This is a genomic window from Gordonia sp. NPDC057258 (assembly GCF_042668985.1).
Taxonomy (GTDB): Bacteria; Actinomycetota; Actinomycetes; order Mycobacteriales; family Mycobacteriaceae; genus Gordonia; species Gordonia hongkongensis.
Genome location: NZ_JBHUXZ010000022.1, coordinates 1 through 18,178, shown reverse-complemented (window position 1 = coordinate 18,178; position 18,178 = coordinate 1). Strand labels below are relative to the sequence as shown.

General features: G+C 68.1%; 22 protein-coding genes. 18 read left to right on the top strand and 4 right to left on the bottom strand.

Annotated elements, in window-relative coordinates:
* The first annotated feature begins 79 nt into the window (after nt 1-79).
* The 3 genes from ACFUEJ_RS15800 (at nt 80) to ACFUEJ_RS15790 (ending at nt 2,928) form a co-directional block, all read left to right on the top strand.
* On the top strand, nt 80-973 hold the full coding sequence (locus tag ACFUEJ_RS15800) for an SHOCT domain-containing protein (protein ID WP_388030468.1): 894 nt from the start codon (nt 80-82) through the stop codon (nt 971-973).
* A gap of 226 nt (nt 974-1,199) precedes the next feature.
* Entirely contained in the window at nt 1,200-2,096 is an 897-nt protein-coding gene (locus ACFUEJ_RS15795) for an alpha/beta hydrolase (RefSeq protein ID WP_374100833.1), read from the top strand.
* An 85-nt stretch (nt 2,097-2,181) separates the two neighbouring features.
* Nucleotides 2,182-2,928 (top strand): alpha/beta fold hydrolase, encoded by a 747-nt coding sequence (locus tag ACFUEJ_RS15790; RefSeq protein ID WP_058252437.1) that lies wholly within the window; start codon nt 2,182-2,184, stop codon nt 2,926-2,928.
* 304 nt (nt 2,929-3,232) lie between these two features.
* On the opposite strand, the gene ACFUEJ_RS15785 is transcribed toward ACFUEJ_RS15790, so the two are convergent.
* Nucleotides 3,233-4,168, bottom strand: a complete 936-nt coding sequence (locus ACFUEJ_RS15785) for an oxygenase MpaB family protein (RefSeq protein WP_078113126.1) — start codon at nt 4,166-4,168, stop codon at nt 3,233-3,235.
* An 87-nt stretch (nt 4,169-4,255) separates the two neighbouring features.
* Here ACFUEJ_RS15785 and ACFUEJ_RS15780 point away from each other — a divergent pair, with 87 nt between their 5' ends.
* The 10 genes from ACFUEJ_RS15780 to ACFUEJ_RS15735 all read left to right on the top strand — a co-directional run bounded on the left by ACFUEJ_RS15780 (nt 4,256) and on the right by ACFUEJ_RS15735 (nt 11,641).
* Nucleotides 4,256-5,266: an o-succinylbenzoate synthase gene (locus ACFUEJ_RS15780; protein WP_078113125.1), complete on the top strand. Its 1,011-nt coding sequence runs from the start codon at nt 4,256-4,258 to the stop codon at nt 5,264-5,266.
* A gap of 100 nt (nt 5,267-5,366) precedes the next feature.
* The gene (locus ACFUEJ_RS15775) at nt 5,367-5,600 is read left to right on the top strand and encodes a hypothetical protein (RefSeq protein ID WP_078113124.1); all 234 of its coding nucleotides are present in this window, start codon (nt 5,367-5,369) and stop codon (nt 5,598-5,600) included.
* Complete coding sequence (locus ACFUEJ_RS15770; RefSeq protein WP_388030464.1) at nt 5,597-6,229, top strand: TetR/AcrR family transcriptional regulator; 633 nt, start codon at nt 5,597-5,599, stop codon at nt 6,227-6,229. Before ACFUEJ_RS15775 ends, ACFUEJ_RS15770 begins: the two co-directional genes overlap by 4 nt.
* A 75-nt stretch (nt 6,230-6,304) precedes the next feature.
* Nucleotides 6,305-7,234 carry an SDR family oxidoreductase gene (locus ACFUEJ_RS15765; RefSeq protein WP_078113122.1) on the top strand — a complete coding sequence of 310 codons (930 nt, stop codon included), beginning with the start codon at nt 6,305-6,307 and terminating at the stop codon, nt 7,232-7,234.
* An 11-nt stretch (nt 7,235-7,245) separates the two neighbouring features.
* The gene (locus ACFUEJ_RS15760) at nt 7,246-7,842 is read left to right on the top strand and encodes a hypothetical protein (RefSeq protein WP_078113121.1); all 597 of its coding nucleotides are present in this window, start codon (nt 7,246-7,248) and stop codon (nt 7,840-7,842) included.
* Nucleotides 7,839-8,378 (top strand): hypothetical protein, encoded by a 540-nt coding sequence (locus tag ACFUEJ_RS15755; protein ID WP_078113120.1) that lies wholly within the window; start codon nt 7,839-7,841, stop codon nt 8,376-8,378. Before ACFUEJ_RS15760 ends, ACFUEJ_RS15755 begins: the two co-directional genes overlap by 4 nt.
* A 28-nt stretch (nt 8,379-8,406) precedes the next feature.
* Complete coding sequence (locus ACFUEJ_RS15750) at nt 8,407-9,045, top strand: hypothetical protein (RefSeq protein ID WP_058252368.1); 639 nt, start codon at nt 8,407-8,409, stop codon at nt 9,043-9,045.
* Complete coding sequence (locus ACFUEJ_RS15745; RefSeq protein WP_058252367.1) at nt 9,042-9,614, top strand: hypothetical protein; 573 nt, start codon at nt 9,042-9,044, stop codon at nt 9,612-9,614. Before ACFUEJ_RS15750 ends, ACFUEJ_RS15745 begins: the two co-directional genes overlap by 4 nt.
* A gap of 88 nt (nt 9,615-9,702) precedes the next feature.
* Nucleotides 9,703-10,896 carry an NAD(P)/FAD-dependent oxidoreductase gene (locus ACFUEJ_RS15740; protein WP_058252366.1) on the top strand — a complete coding sequence of 398 codons (1,194 nt, stop codon included), beginning with the start codon at nt 9,703-9,705 and terminating at the stop codon, nt 10,894-10,896.
* A 7-nt stretch (nt 10,897-10,903) separates the two neighbouring features.
* Nucleotides 10,904-11,641 carry a DNA alkylation repair protein gene (locus ACFUEJ_RS15735; protein WP_388030460.1) on the top strand — a complete coding sequence of 246 codons (738 nt, stop codon included), beginning with the start codon at nt 10,904-10,906 and terminating at the stop codon, nt 11,639-11,641.
* 8 nt (nt 11,642-11,649) lie between these two features.
* Here ACFUEJ_RS15735 and ACFUEJ_RS15730 read toward each other — a convergent pair whose 3' ends face one another.
* The 3 genes from ACFUEJ_RS15730 to mftR all read right to left on the bottom strand — a co-directional run bounded on the left by ACFUEJ_RS15730 (nt 11,650) and on the right by mftR (nt 13,899).
* Nucleotides 11,650-12,039 (bottom strand): hypothetical protein, encoded by a 390-nt coding sequence (locus ACFUEJ_RS15730; protein ID WP_058252436.1) that lies wholly within the window; start codon nt 12,037-12,039, stop codon nt 11,650-11,652.
* A 52-nt stretch (nt 12,040-12,091) separates the two neighbouring features.
* Nucleotides 12,092-13,150 (bottom strand): ferredoxin--NADP reductase, encoded by a 1,059-nt coding sequence (locus tag ACFUEJ_RS15725; RefSeq protein ID WP_058252364.1) that lies wholly within the window; start codon nt 13,148-13,150, stop codon nt 12,092-12,094.
* Nucleotides 13,151-13,281: 131 nt separating this feature from the next.
* On the bottom strand, nt 13,282-13,899 hold the full coding sequence (gene mftR / locus ACFUEJ_RS15720) for a mycofactocin system transcriptional regulator (RefSeq protein WP_058252363.1): 618 nt from the start codon (nt 13,897-13,899) through the stop codon (nt 13,282-13,284).
* A 158-nt stretch (nt 13,900-14,057) separates the two neighbouring features.
* Here mftR and mftA point away from each other — a divergent pair, with 158 nt between their 5' ends.
* The 5 genes from mftA to ACFUEJ_RS15695 all read left to right on the top strand — a co-directional run bounded on the left by mftA (nt 14,058) and on the right by ACFUEJ_RS15695 (nt 18,060).
* A complete protein-coding gene (mftA, locus tag ACFUEJ_RS15715) occupies nt 14,058-14,165 on the top strand; it encodes a mycofactocin precursor MftA (RefSeq protein ID WP_058252362.1) in 108 nt (35 codons plus the stop codon).
* On the top strand, nt 14,165-14,515 hold the full coding sequence (mftB, locus tag ACFUEJ_RS15710; protein ID WP_058252361.1) for a mycofactocin biosynthesis chaperone MftB: 351 nt from the start codon (nt 14,165-14,167) through the stop codon (nt 14,513-14,515). Before mftA ends, mftB begins: the two co-directional genes overlap by 1 nt.
* Before the next feature lie 73 nt (nt 14,516-14,588).
* Nucleotides 14,589-15,884 carry a mycofactocin radical SAM maturase gene (mftC, locus tag ACFUEJ_RS15705; protein WP_058252360.1) on the top strand — a complete coding sequence of 432 codons (1,296 nt, stop codon included), beginning with the start codon at nt 14,589-14,591 and terminating at the stop codon, nt 15,882-15,884.
* A 102-nt stretch (nt 15,885-15,986) separates the two neighbouring features.
* A complete protein-coding gene (gene mftD / locus ACFUEJ_RS15700; protein WP_058252359.1) occupies nt 15,987-17,186 on the top strand; it encodes a pre-mycofactocin synthase MftD in 1,200 nt (399 codons plus the stop codon).
* A 61-nt stretch (nt 17,187-17,247) separates the two neighbouring features.
* Complete coding sequence (locus ACFUEJ_RS15695) at nt 17,248-18,060, top strand: mycofactocin-coupled SDR family oxidoreductase (protein ID WP_058252358.1); 813 nt, start codon at nt 17,248-17,250, stop codon at nt 18,058-18,060.
* The last annotated feature ends 118 nt before the right edge of the window (nt 18,061-18,178 follow it).

Sequence of the window (18,178 nt, the reverse complement as noted above, 5' to 3'; positions counted from 1 at the left end):
GCGCTTCCATGTCGTTCCAAGGTGGGACGCCTCGGCCTTCGAACTTCCGTCGCCGCAGGTCCGCGCATAGAGTTCGCGCATGACCATGTTCGGAGAGTCGGGGACCGGGCCACGTGTTCCTGCCCATGTGTGGAGTGCCGTGGGCACTTTCGCGTTTGTCATGCTGTGCGGGATCGTCGGTCCGATCTTCCTCGTCGCCTACTTCGTGATCGATGCACCCGACACGGAGTGGATGCTGTGGACCGGGATCGGCATCACCGTGCTGGATATCGTTCTCGGCGTTGCCATCGCGTGGTTCAACTATCGGGGTGGCGCCAAGCTGGAACGCCTGCGCGCCGCCGGAGTGTTCGGCATCGCCGAGATCACCTCGATCGGTCAGACGAATGTCGAGATCAACGACCAGCCGCTGATGAAGCTCGGGCTCCGGATCCACGCCGAGGGACTCGCTCCGTTCAAGGTGTCGACGAGGAAGGTCGTGCCGCATTACCAGCAGCCGCTGCTTCACGCCCGTCGGTTGGCCGTGATGGTCGATCCCGAGTCCCAGGACTTCGAGATCGACTGGCAGGCAACCGCTTTGCTCGCCGGTTCGGTGCCGGCCAGGTTCACCTCCGAAGAGGACGGCCGGACCTACGATCTCACCGGTCAGGCGGAACCGTTGGGGGAGATCCTGCAGATCCTGGGGCGTCACGGGGTGGCGGGCAGTGGCGTGATCGATCTGCGGTCCAATCCCGCGGCCCGAGCGGAGGTCATGGAGGTCGTGCGCGGCTGGGCGGGAGTCCGGGCGGATTCGGCGAGCTCGTCTCGGATGGACCCCCCGTCGTTCACCAAGGCCGGTGGCGGGTCGGGCCGGGGTGGTGACCCGGGCCGTTCGCCGGCCGAACGGCTCGCGTCGCTGGACGAACTGCGCCGCACCGGCGCGGTCACCGAGGAGGAGTACGCGCGGGCGCGTCAGCGCATCGTCGACGATCTCTGACGCTGCGTGGATCGTCTGTAACAAAATGAATCCTCTGCCACATACGCCACTTGATTCACTCTAGTCACTCTGGTCACCACTCGATATCGATGTCGATGCCCTAGGGTCACAGCCGTGGCATTGCTGATGGTCGTCGAATTACAGTTCGTCGGTGCAGCTTTCACTACGGCCGCGTCGGCTTGCCCGCCGACGTCGAGCCCTCGCGTTCGCCCTCGCGCTCCTCGCGGTGGTCGGCGTGGTCACCATCGGGTCGGGTAACGCATCCGCGTCGGCCGCGTTCGGCAGGTTCCATGTGTCCGGCTGCGGCATGCCGAGCACCCCGGTCGACACCTGGACTCGGTGGGGCAACAGCAAAACCGTCATCGCTCTCGACGGTCTTCGCGCGACCGGTGACATCAGTGGCTGGCGTCGCGACACGCGTGTCCACCGCATCGCCGACTCCGGCGTCAACGTGATCCAACCGGTCGGAGGTCTCGCGAGCTTCTACACCGATTGGGAAGCGGCGAGCCCGGCCAACAAGGTCGGATACCGCTATCGGTGGACGTGCCGACTCGACACCATCGTGCGCGAACTCGACGCGCGCGGACTCGCAGTCGGCCCGCTGGGCAAATACGCGATCATGGGCATCTCCATGGGCGGTAACGCTGCGATGGTCTACGGGGCGTACCACCGCAAGCGCATCTCGCACGTCTTCTCGATGTCCGGCTACCTGAACCTGTCCGCGCCCACGATGCGAGAGGCTGTTCGGCTCGCGTTGATCGACGCCGGTGTCGGGGCGGGGGTCGGTCCGTTCAGCGCGGACGCCATGTGGGGACCGCCCTGGAGTGACCGGTGGACGCGCAACGATGCACTCGTCCAGCTGCCGCGGATGCGGGGGATGAAGATCCGCATCGGGTCCGGTTCGGCGACGTGGGGTCCGCACAACGCCGACGCCGTGGCCTCGGTCAAGGGCACACCGCTGGAGGTGGTGTCGCTCGCGCAGACCCGGTCGTTCGAAGTCGCGGCCGCTTTGCAGGGCATCCCGGTCACGACGGACTTTCCGTCCGTCGGGACACACGCCTGGGGGTACTGGGAGGACATGGTGTGGCGCGCCAAGAACAGCGGCTGGTTCCGCGACCGGTGACGACGACCGGTGAGGTGCGGTCTGCGCGGACGGCCGGGTGGAGTGTGACGGCGCCCGCACGGCCGACGTTCGTAAGCTGACGGTCATGCGTGTTCTGCGTCGAAGCGGCGACCCCGACCTCGCGGTCCGGATCGCGGGGGAGGCCGACCGGGGCGTACCGGTCGTCCTCGTGCACGGGATGGCATCGGACCATTCGACCTGGCGCCGGCTCGCGACGGCACTCCGCGCCCGCGGGCGTGCGGTGATCAGCGTGGACCTCCGTGGACACGGTCGCAGCGGCCGGGCCCGTGAGGTCTACCGGCTCGACGACTTCCGCGACGACCTGGCCTATGTCCTCGACACCCTCGGGATCGCGGTCGCCGACGTGGTCGGCCATTCGCTCGGTGCCCACACCGCGCTGCGAGTGGCCATGCGTGAGCCGACGAGGATCCGACGCCTGGTGCTCGAAGAGGTGCCGCCGATGCCCCGCGACGAGGCCGATCTGTCCGAGGGCATCGCCATGCGCGCCACCCTGGGCGAGCAGATTCGTGGGCTGATCGCGCTCGCGCGCAACCCCTTTCCGGTCATCCGCTACGACGGCCGGATGGGCGACCAGATCGTCGCCGAATTCGACGTCTGCGCGCCGCACTGGTGGTCGGAGCTGCCGGATGTGCAGGCCACCGCCATGGTCATCTCCGGTGGCGAGAAGAGCTTCCTGCCGCCGCGCCACCTGCGGACCCTCAGCGACGCCCTGCCGAACTCGCGGTTCGTCACCATCGAGGCGGGGCACAGCGTTCACCGCGACCGCGCCGAGGAGTTCGTCACCCACGTCGACGGGTTCCTCGGGCACTGACGCCTGCCGGCGTCATCTCCGGCTCGCTGGTTCCTGATCCGAGAGAACCGCGAAACCATTGGCCCACCACTGCTCCCTGAGGAGCGCCCGGAGCTTGCGGAGGGCGCGTCACGAAGGGTCTGCCACGAATGTCACCAAGACCCTTCGTGACGCTCGCAAGCTCGCTCCTCAGGGAGCGGGGGATGGCGCTCGTCCGGGGCGGGATGGTGCTCCTCAGGGAGCGGGGGATCGCGCTTGTCCGGGGCGGGATGGTGCTCCTCCGGGGGCGGGGGATGGTGCTCCTCAGCTCAGAGAGCGGAGCGGGTCAGGCGGGCTTGTTGTGCAGCGGTCGCGGGTCGATCCCGACCTTGCGCCATGCGTCGTAGGCCCAGGGGACGTAGAGGTACTTGAGCGGCAGGCGGTTGATCAACGGGTTGGCAGCCCGCATGAGGGCGGCGAACCGTTGGAAGTTCTTCTCGCGCCTGTCGTTCCACTCGAGGTCGCACACGTCACGCATCTGCTGGGGCAGCGTTCCGACGACAACGGTGCGGATGAAGGCGTTCAACGGAAGCGACAGGATCTTCCACACGGGCGCGGGGATCTTCTTGGGGCGGGGGAGCCCCTGCCGGATGTAACCGGTGGCGTAGACGATCGTCTTGTGCGGCACGAACCGGTCGAGCATGTCTTCCCAATACTGGACGAACTCCTCGTAGGTCTGCGGCTGCCCGCGATCGCTCACCCCGTAGAGCTGATACCAGACCTTGCTCTCCTCGAAAATCTGGACCTTCTCGGCGTAACTCAGGCGTCGGATGAAGGTGTCGGTGATGTAGAGGACCTGGTCGACGAACGTCGCGTGCGCCCAGTAGAACAACTCCGGATTGAGTGCGTGGTACCGCGATCCGTCGCTGATGGTGCCCTTGATGTCGCGGTGGAAGTCGCGCACCGTGCGCCCCCACTTCTCCGGCTCGGTGCTGTACACGGTCCGCATGACCGGGGGGCCGGTCCGCTTGGCCCGGCCGAGGAAGTCGCTGAAGATGACCGAGTGGTCGAGCACGGCCTGGCCGAGTTGTTCGATGCAGTTCTCGGTGCCGGCCAGACGCTGGAAGCCCAGCAGTCCGCGGTTGTCGCCGTAGAACTTCCACACGAGCGAGTCGGCGCCCAGACGTGGCGAGGCGACCTCGCCCGCGGTGTCCGGAGTGTCGTCGACGATCATCGGCTCTGCCTCGCGGATACCGGCGTCGAATCCCTGGTTGACTGACATGGCGGCGAGAATATCGCACTTGGAACAAATTTGGAAGGTTGTTCCAACGACGCGGGGTGATCTGTATGCGGAGAGGGAGGACGGACGATGCGGGGCAGGCAACCGGACTGGGCGCTTCCCGACGTCGAGGAGGTCCTCGCTTCCGCTGTCGCGGTGCGCCTGCCGATGCGTACGAGATTCCGCGGCCTGACCACGCGCGAGACGATGGTCTTCGCGGGGCCGGCGGGTTGGGGGGAGTTCGGTCCGTTCGTCGAGTACGACGACCCGGAGGCGGCCTCGTGGCTGCGGGCCGGCATCGAGGCCGCCTGGGTCGGCCCTCCCGCCGCGGTCCGCGACACCGTCCCGGTCAACGCGACCGTGCCCGCCATCCCCGCCGACGAGGTCGACGCATTGCTGCAGCGATACCCCGGCGCGGGAACCGCGAAGGTCAAGGTCGCCGAACCGGGGCAGACCCTCGACGACGACGTCGCCCGGGTCGCGGCGACGCGGGAGCTCATCGGCAGGGTGCGCATCGATGCGAACGGCGGCTGGACCGTCGACGAGGCCATCGCCGCCCTGCGCGCCATCGGTGAGGTCGAGTATGCCGAACAGCCCTGTCGCACAGTCGAAGAACTGGCGGCCGTGCGTCGGGCGGTCGAGGTGCCGATCGCTGCCGACGAATCCATCAGGAAGGCCGAGGACCCCTACCGTGTCGTCGCGGCCGACGCTGCTGACGTGGCGGTGGTCAAGGTCGCGCCGCTCGGCGGCATGCGCGCAACCCTCCAGCTCGCTGAGAACCTGGGACTCGACATCGTGGTCTCGAGTGCCCTCGACAGCGCGATCGGGATGGCCGCCGGCGTGGCTGCCGCGGCCGCGCTACCGCGCCTGGAGCTTGCGTGCGGGCTGGGCACCGGGTCGTTGCTCGCCGCGGATGTCGCCGCGTCCTTCCAGATGGTCGACGGCTCGGTGGGAACGCGATGGTTCGGCACCGACGCCTCGGTCGACGTGCGCGGACTCGCGGTCGAAGAAGAGCGTCAGCATTGGTGGCGCGAGCGTCTGCGGCGGTGTCACCGCCTGCTGACGATGGACGGGTCGCCCACGGGTCGCGGGCGAGGATAGGAACGCATTCTCCGATCTGTCTCAACGTGGTCTATCATGCGATGTGGGTCACATGCCGACCGTCCGTACCCGGGGCGGCCGTTGCGGGAGGGAGACGATCATGGCCTCGGTTCTGGCGACAGTGCCGGCAGCAGTCGATTCGGTCGGCGTCCCGTCTCCCGACCGCGACGGAACCCCGTTGCACGTCGGCCGGGGTCGCGGTGCCCGCGGACACCGGACCGCCGGGCTGTATTTTGACCAGATGGAGATCACGGAGATCAGACATCGCCGGCTGCACGAAGACCACTGGTCGGCACCCGAGGACTCGCTGCCCGCCACCCGTCGGCGGCGATGACCGTGGCAGGCACCGGAACCAAGGCCGACAGCGGGAATCGGACCTCGACGCGTAAGGTCCGCAACACCGCCAGCCCGGCCGACCAGGAAGCCGCGATCCTCGCGGCTGCCGGGGCGGAGTTCGCCGAGGTCGGTGTCCGCCGCGCGAACATCGACGAGGTCGCCGCGCGGGCTGGAGTGAGCCGCAGCACCTTGTACCGGCGCTTTCCGAACAAGGATGCGCTGCTCTACGCGGTGGCCAACGACGCCTACGAGACGGGCATGCAGAAACTCGAGGCCTCGGTGAAGGGGCTCGGACCCAAGGCCGCGCTGGTGGAGGCGTTCGCCGTCGGCGCCGAGTGGGTCAACTCCAATCCGCTGCTGAGCCGGATCGTCCTCACCGACTCCGAGATCAAGAGCGTCACGGCGACGATGACGTCGTTGTTCATCGACATGGTCACCGACCGGGTCGCGGCCACACTCCGCGACGAGGGTGCGCAGATGCCCGTCGAGGATCTGCTGGAAGCCGTCGAGATCCATGTGCGACTGGTGATCTCACTGCTGGAGACGCCGCCGTCGGACCCTGCTCGCAACGAACCCCAGCGCGTTCGGGATTTCGCCGCCAAGTTCCTCTCACCGATGATCTGGTGAAACCCCACCGGAGATGACGGGCCACGCCGGCCCCGTTCCTCTCGTCTGAAGTCCGCATCCACCGAAGGAGATCCAATGAGTCTGCGTGACAAGCTGTCCCGCACACCCGACCACGACGCGATCCGCGCCGCGCTACGGGACAAGGTCGTGGTCATCACCGGCGGCGCGCGTGGCATCGGATTCGAGACCGCGACCCAGCTGTCCGAGGCGGGGGCCAGGGTCGCGATCGGTGATGTGGATTCCGAGGCGGTGGGCAAGGCCGCCGCCGACCTCGGTTGCGAGGGCATCGAGGTGGACGTGACCAAACGCGAGTCCTTCGATGCGTTCCTGACCGAGGTCGAAAACCGGCTCGGACCGATCGACGTGCTCGTGAACAACGCCGGGATCATGCCGGTCGGACCGTTCCTCTCCTACGACGACACGATCATCCGCCGGACCTACGAGATCGACGTCCTGGGCGTGATCATCGGATGCCAGGAGGCGGCCCGCCGGATGGCGCCCCGCAGGACCGGCCACATCGTGAACATCGCATCGACGGCCGGGCGCATACCGACCCCCGGCCTCACCATCTACAACGGCGCCAAGGCAGCCGTCATCGAGTTCTCCGAGGCGCTGGGCGCCGAGCTGGAGCCGAAGGGCGTCGCCGTCAGCGCGGTACTCCCCACGTTCACGCGAACCGCCCTGATCTCCGGCCTGCAGACCAACAAGTTCATCCAGACCGTCGAGCCCGGCGAGGTGGCGTCGATCGTCGTGCAGACGATCGCGCGGCCGGTGGTCCGCGTCTACGCGCCCCGGTCGATGCGGTGGGCGGAGTCGGGCGCGTTGTTCCCGCAGGCGATGAAGCGGTGGTCGCGCCGGTTGACCAAGCTGGACTCGATCTTCCTGAGCCCCGACCAGCAGGCGCGCGCGGCATATTCCAGCCGGATCCGCGGTGAGAAGGTCGACACCCGGGCGCCGGGCGACAGTCTGACGCAGCCCCAGGAGAGCACGCCCCTGTCGTCGTGAAGAGGGACGGCATGGGTGCTCGGTCGGGGGTGCGGGAGGTGTCCGCCGACCGGGCGGCGAGGCGCGAGCTGCGCGAGGCACTGGACGATCTGCACGCCCTCGAGGTCGAGGCCGGACTCCGTCGGCGCCTGTCGCGGCTCCGGTGGGTCGTCGCGGTGGTGGTCCTCGTCGTCGCGCTCGTGCTCGCGGGGGTGGCGGTGACCGCGTGGCAGCGAGACCGTGAGCGGTACTCCGATGCCGAACTCCAGTCCGCGGCGGCCGACCGGGTTGCGGTGCTCATCGCCCCGGACAGCCGAGACGATCGGCGCGCCCAGCGCATCCTGGCCGGCGCCACCGGCGCCTTCTACGACGAGTTCGCCCAATCCGCCGACAGTTACACCGAATTCATCCGGGCCAACGGCACCGTCGCGCAGTCCTCTGTCGACGGCACGGGGATCTCCGTCCGGACCGGCGACACCGCCACGGTCCTCATTGCGGCCACCGTCGTCTTCACCGGTGGGGCGGCGCCGGCCGAGACCGGCGACCAGGCGCGCAGATTCCGGTTGCGGGTGCTCATCACACCGGCCGACGACACGCTGAAACTGAGTGCGGTGCAGTACCTTCCATGACGCCACCGACTCACACCCCGGGCGTCGAGCCGGTCCCGGGACGCGGAACGACCCGGCCCATCGGGGTGCGAGGTGCCGCCATCCGCCTCGCGATCGCGGCGGTTGTCCTGGTCGCGACGCTCGTCGTGGTGCTCGCCCTGTGGAACTCGCACCGTACCGGCTCCGACGTCGCGGAGAGCCGAGACCAGTTGCGAGCACAGGCGGGAACGATCGTCGCGGACGTCTTCTCGGTCGATGCGGACCGCTGGCAGCAGGACCGGACGCGGGCGCGGGAGCGGGTCGCCGACGAGTTCACCGACAGCTACGGGGCCCAGCTCGATCGGCCCCCGCCCGAGGGGACGTCGTCGGTGACCTGGCGCCCCGAGGTCGTCAGCATCGTCGCGGTCGACGCCGCGGAGGGGGAGGCGCTGCTGCGTGTCGTGGTGACAGTACGTCCGGCCGCGGGGCCGGCGACGACCGTTCAACGCACGGTCCTGGCCCGCTACGCGCGGTCGGACGACACATGGCTCCTCGCGGCGGCGGATGTGATCGGATGACCGTCCATCGGAATCTGCGGGTGCGACGATGACCGAGACCATCACCACGCGAATCGAACTCGCCCGCGCCCGGGTCGACGCGGCGACCCGACGGGCGCGCACCGCCCGGATCGTCGCCGCGCCGGCGCTCCGGGCGCGTGCGGCACGCCGGACACAGACGGTGCGCCGGACTCTCGTCGGAGCAGCGATCGCGGTGGTCGTCCTCGTTGGCGTCGCCGGCTTTCTTGCCTGGCAGATCCGCGGCCAGCAGGCGGCGACCGAGTTGCAGGACGACGTGCTCGCATCCGCCCGCGGCGCCGTCACCGTCATGCTGACCGCCGACCCGGCCGACCCCGAAGGCTACGTGACACGCGTGGCGGAGGTGAGCACCGGACCGCAGCTGAAACGGATCGACGCCGCCCGGGAGGCACTGATGACAGAGGTGGGCGGGAAACGGGGTTCGAGTGTCGGGCAAGTGATCTCGGCCGGGCTCGTCACCGATCCGTCGTCCGACGACATCGGTGGAAGCGTGGACGTGCTCGTCGTCGCCGACGCGACGAACCCGGCGCTCCTGGGCGGGTCGGGGGACGGTTCGGAGATCGACACCACCGGGGAGCGGATCACGGCGCTGATCACCATGACGCGCACCGACGGCGGCTGGAAGATCGCCGAGGCGAGGCGTCCATGACCACCGCTCACGACCGGGTCCTGCTACCGGCACGGCCGACCCGAACCCAACGCATCCGCATGCGGCTTCTCATCGCCGCATCGGCGGTATCCCTGGTGGTCGCGGCGATCGCGGGCGCCGCGACCCTGCGCCCCGATCCCGACCCGACCGAGGCGCAACGCAGCGAGATCCTCAGCGCGGCTGCGGCTGCCGTGAGTGCGCTTCTGACCTACTCGCCCGACGACCCCGCCGACCGGCGGCAGGCGACCGACGCGTTGCTGACCGACCCGCTACGCCTGGAGTACCGGAACCGCGGTACCGACGTCGTGGTTCCCGGCGTCCGTGCATCAGCGTTGTCGGTGACCGGCGAGGTCGTCGGTGCCGGACTGCAGGAGGGCGACTCGGAACGCGCCCGGGTGCTCGTCTTCGCCGACCAGCGGGTGACAGCCGGGTCCGGTTCACCGGCACCGGGTGCCGCGAGTCGTCCACCGGCCGAGACGACCTCTATCGCCCGGTGGGCACTTATGCGTAAGGTCGACGGGAATTGGCTGCTGTCCGACCTGCAACCGGTCGGCGACGTGACCCGTTGAGACACGAGATGCCCGGCCCCGGGCGGTCCGCGTGACCGCCGGCGCAGACGGGTGCTCGCGGGGTGGGATGACGAAAAGGGGACCAGAGATGAGTGCATCGAGCGCGGGTGTGGTGATCGTCGGAGCCGGACTCGGCGGAATCCGGGTCGCGGAGAACCTGCGGAACAACGGCTTCACCGATCCGATCACCCTCGTCGGAGCCGAAGCGCATCCACCGTACGACCGTCCGCCGCTGTCGAAGTCGGTGCTGCTGGGCAAGGACGACCGCGTCGATCTCAAACCCGCGGAGTTCTACGAGGACTCCGACATCACGCTGCGACTCGGTGAAGCGGTGACCGCGGTGTCACCGACGGACCGGACGATCACACTGGCCTCCGGCGCCACCGTCGCCTACGACACTCTCGTACTGGCGACCGGGCTCGATCCGCGGCCGTTTCCCGGTCTCGCAGAGAACGTCCGTGGCGCGCACGTGCTCCGCACCTACGACGACGCGGTGGCGCTGCGTCGCGAGATCGATTCCGCGAGCACCGCAGTCGTCATCGGCGCCGGCTTCATCGGATGCGAGGTGGCGGCCGGCCTCGCGGCCCGCGGACTGGCGGTCAGCCTCGTCGAACCGGCTCCGACGCCGCTCGCCGTGGCGCTGGGGGAGCGGATCGGCGCCCTGGTGTCGCGGTTGCACGTGGCCAACGGCATCGATCTGCGGACCGGGGTCGGGGTCGCGAAGATCGACGTGTCCGACGGGCGGGTCAGCGCGGTCGAACTCACCGACGGCACCACCCTGCCCGCCGACATCGTCGTCGTCGGTATCGGTTCGACCCCGGTGACCGGGTACCTGGACGGGTCGGGTATCGAGTTCGCCGCACGCGAGGTGGGGGGCGGAATCGCCTGTGATGCAACCGGACACACCAGCGCTGAGAGCGTCTACGCCCTCGGTGACGTGGCGAACTGGCTCGACGAGGACGGGCGGCCGAAACGCGTCGAGCACTGGAACCACACGGTCGAGCAGGCCTCGGTCGTCGCGCACCAGATCACCGGTGGCGACGCGGTCACCGCGTCGGTCGCCTATTTCTGGAGCGACCAGTTCGACGTCAAGATCCAGGTACTCGGCTCCCCGCGCGCCGATGACGAGGTCCACGTCGTCGACGACGACGGGAAGAAGTTCGTTGCCTACTACAGCCGGGACGGCGTGCTCACCGGGGTGGTGGGCGCCGGCAAGGTGGGTGCCGTGATGAAGACCCGGCCGAAGCTGCAGACCCCCACTCCCGTGGCGGATCTGCTGTAGTGACGCAGTGACGGATACGCCCACCGCTACGCGGGTGCGCGACGCCGCGGCCGAGGTGGCCGACCCGCAGCTCGCGCTCGGCCAGGCTGCGTTCTTCCAGGCCCGACCGGGGGGATACGGGGAGGGTGACGAATTCCTCGGAATCCGTGTACCGGTACAACGGAAGCTCGCGAAGGGGTTCCGCGGCATCGCGTCGGATCAGGTCGTCGACTTGCTCGACTCACCGATCCACGAGCATCGCCTGATCGCATTGTTCCTCCTGCGTGAGGAGTTCGAACGCGAGCTACGCCGCGGCGGCGACGGCAAGGGTTGGGTCGACCTCTACCTCGACGCCGTGCGCCGCGGCCGGGTGAACAACTGGGATCTCGTCGACTCGTCCGCCGATCCCGTCCTCGGCGAATACTGCTGGCGCAGCGGCGAACTCGATCTCGTCCTGCAACACGCGCGGGACGACGATCTGTGGCGGCGCCGGGTGGGGGTGATCGCGACCTTCGCCTTCATCAAGCACGGCGACCCGGCGGCACTGCTCGCGGTGGCGCCGCTCGTCCGCGACGACCGACGGGGTCTCATCCAGAAGGCATTCGGCTGGATGCTGCGGGAGGTCGGCAAACGAGTCGACGAGAGCGTCCTGATCGGCTACCTGGACGACAACGCTGCCCGGATGGGCCGCACCGCACTGTCATACGCGCTCGAACACCGGACCCCGGAGGAGCGTGCCCACTACCGCGCCCTCCGGGATCTGTGACGACAGGGTCAGCCCTCGCGTGCGACCTTCGCAGCGGCCCAGATCATCGGGAACTGGAACGGCAACCGGGCCAGCGCGACGATCTTGTAGGGCAGCGGCCGGTCCCACCACAGCCGGACCATGTTGATGTTGGCGGGGTAGACGGCGAGGAACAGCAGCACCGACGCCGCGCCGGCGGCGCGTCGGGTCTTCGGAGCGAGAAGTGCCGCGCCCAAACCGATCTCGGCAACACCGGAAGCGTAGGTCAGCGTGCGGGGGTCGCCGGGGATCTCCTCCGGGATGATCTCGTCGAACGGTTTGGGTGCCACGAAGTGGAGCACTCCGATGCTGATGAGCATCGCGGCGAGGCCACGGGCGAGCTGGACGGGGTCGAGCCGGGAACCGCGGATGGTGCTCACGTCGTCGTTCTCCTTCGATGGACCGGTGACTGCACGAACTCGAACCACTCTCTCAGAATTCGACCTTCAGCGTGTCCGATGTCGGATGCGCCTGACAGCCGAGGATGTACCCGTCCTCGATGTCCTCGGGGTCGAGCGCGCCGGCGTTGTCCATGTCGACGCTGCCCTCGGTGAGAGTGCAGGCGCACGAACCGCACTCACCCTCCTGGCAGGAATACGGGGCATCGAGTCCGGCGGCGAGCATGATGTCGACGAGAGTTCGTGAGCGAGGCCAGGTCAGGGTGTGGGTCTCACCGTCGAGCTCCACCTCGACGGTGGCGGCACCCGCCTGCTCCTCCTCACTCACCTCGCCGAGTTCGACGTCGGCGAACGGGTCGCCGGACAGCGAGTTGTAGACCTCGGTGTGGACGTTGTGGTGCGGGAAGTTCGCGTCCGACAGACCCTTGTGGACGGCATCCATGAACGGGCCCGGTCCGCACATGTAGGCGACGTGCGACGTCGCGTAGGGCGCGAAAGCCGTTGCCAGAGCGGCCGCACTCGGCAGACCCTGGAGTGATTCGAGCCAGTGGACGAGGGTGAGCCGATTTGGGTGGGCGGCCAGGAGTTCTCGGAGTTCGGCGGCGAAGATCACGTCGGCGACGTCCCGGTTGGCATAGAAGAAGACGATCGGTGCGTCGCCCTTCTCGAGGGCCGCCTTGAGGATCGACATCACCGGCGTGACACCGCTGCCGGCCGCGATGAGCAGCAATGGGGTGTCATAGGACTTCGGGGTGAACACGCCCGATGGCGGCAGCACCTCGACCTGGGTGCCGGGGGAGAGGTTGTCGCACACCCAGTTGGATCCGTAGCCGTCGGCGGTGCGCTTCACGGTCACCTTGGGCTGCGGGTCGGTGAACGGCGACGACGCGAGGGAGTAGCAGCGCGCGACCGAACCAGTCTGCTCGCTCGGAATCCGTAGCGTGAGGAACTGCCCCGGTTTGTAATCGGTGAACGGCTTCGGCGAGGCCTCGGGTAGTTCGAAGGCGATGGACTTGGCCTCGGCCGTCTCGTCGATCACCTCGGACACCGTGAGGATCACGCTGCGTGAACCGTGAGGGGTCAGGTCAGACATGTGCGCAGTCTCCGCCGTCGAGGACCGGCACCCCGGCCCAAATTAGAACACGTTCTACTTCAGCCTAGCGCAACGACCGGTGTTCCCACGAGGGGCTTGCGGTCGATCACTTGCGGCCGTTGCCAGCGTAGTCACGCCAGGGCGGCCACGCCGTCGGCCACGGTGCGCGCGCCGGACTCGATGAGCGTCTCCAGGTCGGCATCGGGGTCGTCGAGCCATTTCTCGTACGCGGCGAGGGCGGCACCGAGGCACAGCCAGCCGATGGTCTGCGGCAGGTGATCGCGGACATCGACGCCCAGCCGGGTCGCGCAGAACTCGGCGATGACCTGACGCCAGTCGGCATAGACGATCATCGAATGTGCCTGCAGCGCAGGCACCCCGAGGAGGAGGGACATACGTCGGCGATGGTTGTCGAGTTCCTCGGCGGGCACCCGGTTGAACGAGACGAGGGCGTCGACGAGGGCCTGCGCCATCGGCGTCTCGGGCGGGATGCCGGCGAGGAGAGTGCGTAGTTCGAGGAGATGGTCGTCGAACTCGCCCCAGGGGATCTCGTTCTTCGACGAGTAATACCGGAACAGTGTGCGCCGGGCTATCCCGGCCGCCTCGGCGATGTCGTCGACGCTGGTGTCCTCGAAGCCCTGGGTGGTGAAGAGGCGGATCGCGAGTGCGCTGATCTGCGCACGCGACGTGATGGGGCGCCGGCCCGGCGGGGTACGTGCGGGCTCGTCACCGCGCATCTTCGTGGTCATCGGGACCTCAGCCTATGGGACCGGTGTCGTCCGGATCGACAGAACCGTCCACCTGGCCATTCGGGCAGTTCGCTCGCGAACGCTGGATTTCTGCACCGAGTGCCACTAGAGTCTGTCGTGATCCACATCACTAACCCACCAACCAGGAGGTATGGATCATGGCAGATCAGTCCGCTGCGACCAGTCACAGCTCGAACGACACCGAACTCCTCGCCGAGTCACTCGTCGAAGAGGTCTCGATCGACGGGATGTGCGGGGTCTACTGATGTCAGCCCCGACATCGAATCCGATCTCCGGCGACCGTTCCGCGGTCGCCGGGGTCCGGTTCGACACCCCAGCCGAGGCGCCCGGTTTCGACACGCTCGAGCCGTGGCGGCTCAATCCGAAGGTCGCTCTGCGGCCGGAACCGTTCGGCGCGCTGCTGTACCACTTCGGTACGCGCAAGCTGTCGTTCCTCAAGAACCTCACCGTCGTCGGCATCGTGCAATCACTCGCCGACCACGACTCGGCGGAGGCCGCCCTCCTCGCCGCCGGGATCTCGCCCGCCCAACGTCCCCTGTACCTGCAGGCGCTCACCGCCCTCGCCGACAGCGGCATGATCGTGCCCCGCTCCTGAGCGATCAGGCCCGACGTCCCGGCCCGGACGTCCCAGTTCCGAACCGACAGCCCCGAATGCAAGGACCTCAACGATGACGACCATCGAGATGCCGCCCACAGCAACCGAATTCGCGAGTGCACTCCGGGCGCCCGCACCGACCGCCGGCGAGGTGCCGAAGGTCGGCCGGCTCGTCGACCAGTTCGAGAAGGGTCTCGACGCGCCCATCTGCCTCACCTGGGAACTGACCTATGCGTGCAACCTCGCGTGCGTGCACTGCCTGTCGTCGTCGGGCAAACGCGATCCCCGCGAGCTGTCCACCGAACAGTGCAAGGCGATCATCGACGAGTTGCAGCGGATGCAGGTCTTCTACGTCAACATCGGCGGCGGCGAACCGACCGTTCGCCCGGACTTCTGGGAGCTCGTCGACTACGCCACCAGCCATCAGGTGGGGGTGAAGTTCTCCACCAACGGCCTGCGCATCGACAAGAAGGTGGCCGCGAGACTCGCGGCGTCGGATTATGTCGACGTCCAGATCTCGCTGGACGGGGCGACCGCGGAGGTCAACGACGCGGTCCGCGGTCCGGGTTCGTTCGACATGGCCGTCCGTGCGCTGGAGAACCTGGCAGAGGCGGGTTTCGCCGACGCCAAGATCAGCGTCGTCATGACGCGACAGAACGTCGCGCAACTCGACGAGTTCAAGGCGCTCGCCGACCGCTACAACGCCACGCTGCGCATCACCCGGTTGCGTCCCTCCGGCCGGGGCGCCGACGTGTGGGATGACCTGCATCCGTTGCCGCACCAGCAGCGCGAACTCTACGACTGGCTTGTCGCACACGGTGATCGAGTGCTGACGGGTGACTCGTTCTTCCATCTGTCGGCGTTCGGTTCCGATTCCGGCGGCGGCCTCCCCGGCCTCAATCTGTGTGGTGCGGGACGCGTGGTCTGCCTCATCGACCCGGTCGGTGACGTGTACGCGTGCCCGTTCGCGATCCACGAGAACTTCCTCGCCGGGAACATCCTGTCCGACGGCGGTTTCCAGGAGATCTGGCAGCGGTCGGACCTGTTCACCGAATTGCGCGAACCGCAGAACGCCGGCGCCTGCACGAAGTGTGCGCATTTCGACGCCTGCCGCGGCGGGTGCATGGCCGCGAAGTTCTTCACCGGCCTCCCGCTCGCCGGCCCGGACCCGGAGTGCGTGCAGGGTTACGGTGAGGAACTCCTCGCCGGCGACCGCACGAAACCGACCGCCAACAAGGACCATTCACGCGGCACGCCGCTGACCCTGATGACCCGGCGGCCCGACGGCGACCTGACCCCGGTGGCCTCGCGTCCCACCAAGTCCTGTGACGAGAACCCGCTCGCCGGGTTCACCCCCGCCGCGCGGTAGATCGCCCGCGGTACACCACGGGGCGCGCCGTCGTCGGAACCGGCGCCCCGTCTCCATGAGAGCCAACCGGTCTCCATGGATGGATCAATGAGTAGGAAGAACATGTCTGCCAACCCCTGGGCCCGAAATCCCTGGTTCGAGACCGTCACCGAGGCGCAGCGCCGGGCCAAGAAGCGGCTGCCCAAATCGGTGTACTCGTCGCTGGTCGCCGGTACGCAGGCCGGTGTCACCGTCGACGACAACGTCCGCGCGTTCTCCGAACTGGGCTGGGCGCCGCACGTCGTCGGTGTGCAGTCCGACCGCGAGATGACGACAACGGTGATGGGGCAAGAGATCTCGTTCCCGGTGATGATCTCGCCGACCGGCGTGCAGGCCGTCGACCCGGAGGGTGAAGTCGCCGTCGCCCGCGCCGCCGCGGCCCGCGGAACGGCGATGGGGCTGTCGAGCTTCGCCTCGCACGCGGTCGAGGAGGTCACCGCGGTCAATGACAAGGTGTTCTTCCAGATCTACTGGCTGGGCAGCCGCGAGGAGATCCTCGCGCGAGCCGAGCGCGCGAAGGCGGCCGGCGCGAAGGGGCTGATCGTCACGACCGACTGGGTCTTCAACGTCGGACGCGACTGGGGCAGCCCCGAGATCCCCGAGAAGGTCGACCTCAAGGCGCTTCTCCGTCTGGGGCCGGAGATCGCGGTCAAGCCGAGGTACGCACTCGATTGGGTCAAGGGCGGGAAGATCAACATCCCCGACCTGACCGCGCCGAACCTCACACCGCAGGGGGTGCCCGGGCCGACGTTCTTCGGGGCCTACGGGTCCTGGATGAACACGCCGCCGCCCACCTGGGAGGACCTGAAGTGGTTGCGCGAGCAGTGGGATGGCCCCTTCATGGTCAAGGGCATCACCCGTCTCGACGACGCGAAGCGGGCAGTGGACATCGGCGCGACGGCACTGTCGGTGTCCAACCACGGGGGCAACAATCTCGACGGCACGCCGGCGACGATCCGCCTCCTTCCCGACATCGCGGCCGCGGTGGGCAACGACATCGAGGTCCTGCTCGACGGCGGGATCCGTCGCGGCAGTGACGTCGCCAAAGCGCTCGCACTCGGTGCCCGCGCGGTCATGATCGGCCGTGCGTACCTCTGGGGTCTAGCCGCCAACGGCCAGGCCGGTGTCGAGAACGTGCTGGACCTCATGCGCATGGGACTCGACGGCGTGCTGATGGGTCTCGGCCACAAGAGCGTGCACGAGCTCTCGGCCGCCGACCTCGTCGTACCCGACGGCTTCACCCGCGCGTTCGGGCACGCCTGAACCGTTCGTCGGGCCCCGGCGAACACTGGGGAGCAGAACTAGAACGTGTTACAGTTCTGCCATGGGACAGTTCGACGGCAAGGTCGTCTACATCACCGGCATCGCCCGAGGTCAAGGTCGCAATCATGCGATCCGGTTCGCCCGTGAGGGGGCCGCGATCGTCGGCCTCGACATCGCGGGTCCGATCATCGACCACGCGACCTACCCCGCGGCCACGGCCGACGACCTCGCCGAGACGATTCGTCTCGTCGAGGGCGTCGGCGGCAAGATCCTTGCACGGCAGGGAGATACGCGCGATCTTGCTTTCCAGCAGCAGCTCGTGGCCGACGCCGTCGAGCAGTTCGGTCGGCTCGACCACGTCGTCGCCAACGCCGGGGTGCTGACCTGGGGCAAGGTCTGGGAGCTCAGCGAAGAGCAGTTCACCGACGTCGTCGACATCAACCTCGTCGGCGCGTGGAAGACGCTGAAGGCCACCATTCCGGCGATGCTCGAGGCGGGCAACGGGGGCTCGATCACCGTCATCAGTTCCGTCGCGGGGCTGAAGGCGATGCCGCTGCAGGCGTCGTACTCGGCGTCGAAGTACGGACTCGTCGGACTGACCCAGACGACCGCGAAAGAGCTCGGTCACCATCGCATCCGGGTGAACAGCGTGCACCCGTACGCGGTCGACACCCCGATGGGTGTGGCTGACACCGAGGCCCACCGGATCTTCGGAATCCCCTGGGTCAACCCGCATTTCACGTCGATCCTCGACTACCATCCGGTCGCCGCGCTCGACGAGATCTCCGACGCCGTCCTCTACCTCGCGTCCGACAGTGCCAAGGGGATCACCGCGGCCGAGTTCCAGATCGACATGGGGCATTCGAAGGTCTGACGCCGCGCGGCCGCGGAAGAACCCTTGCGTTCGAGGGCGAGTGGCCGATTCATCTGCTCCCTGAGGTGCGAGCGACGCGAGCCACGAAGGGCGACGTGAGTTGTCGCCCTTCGTGGCT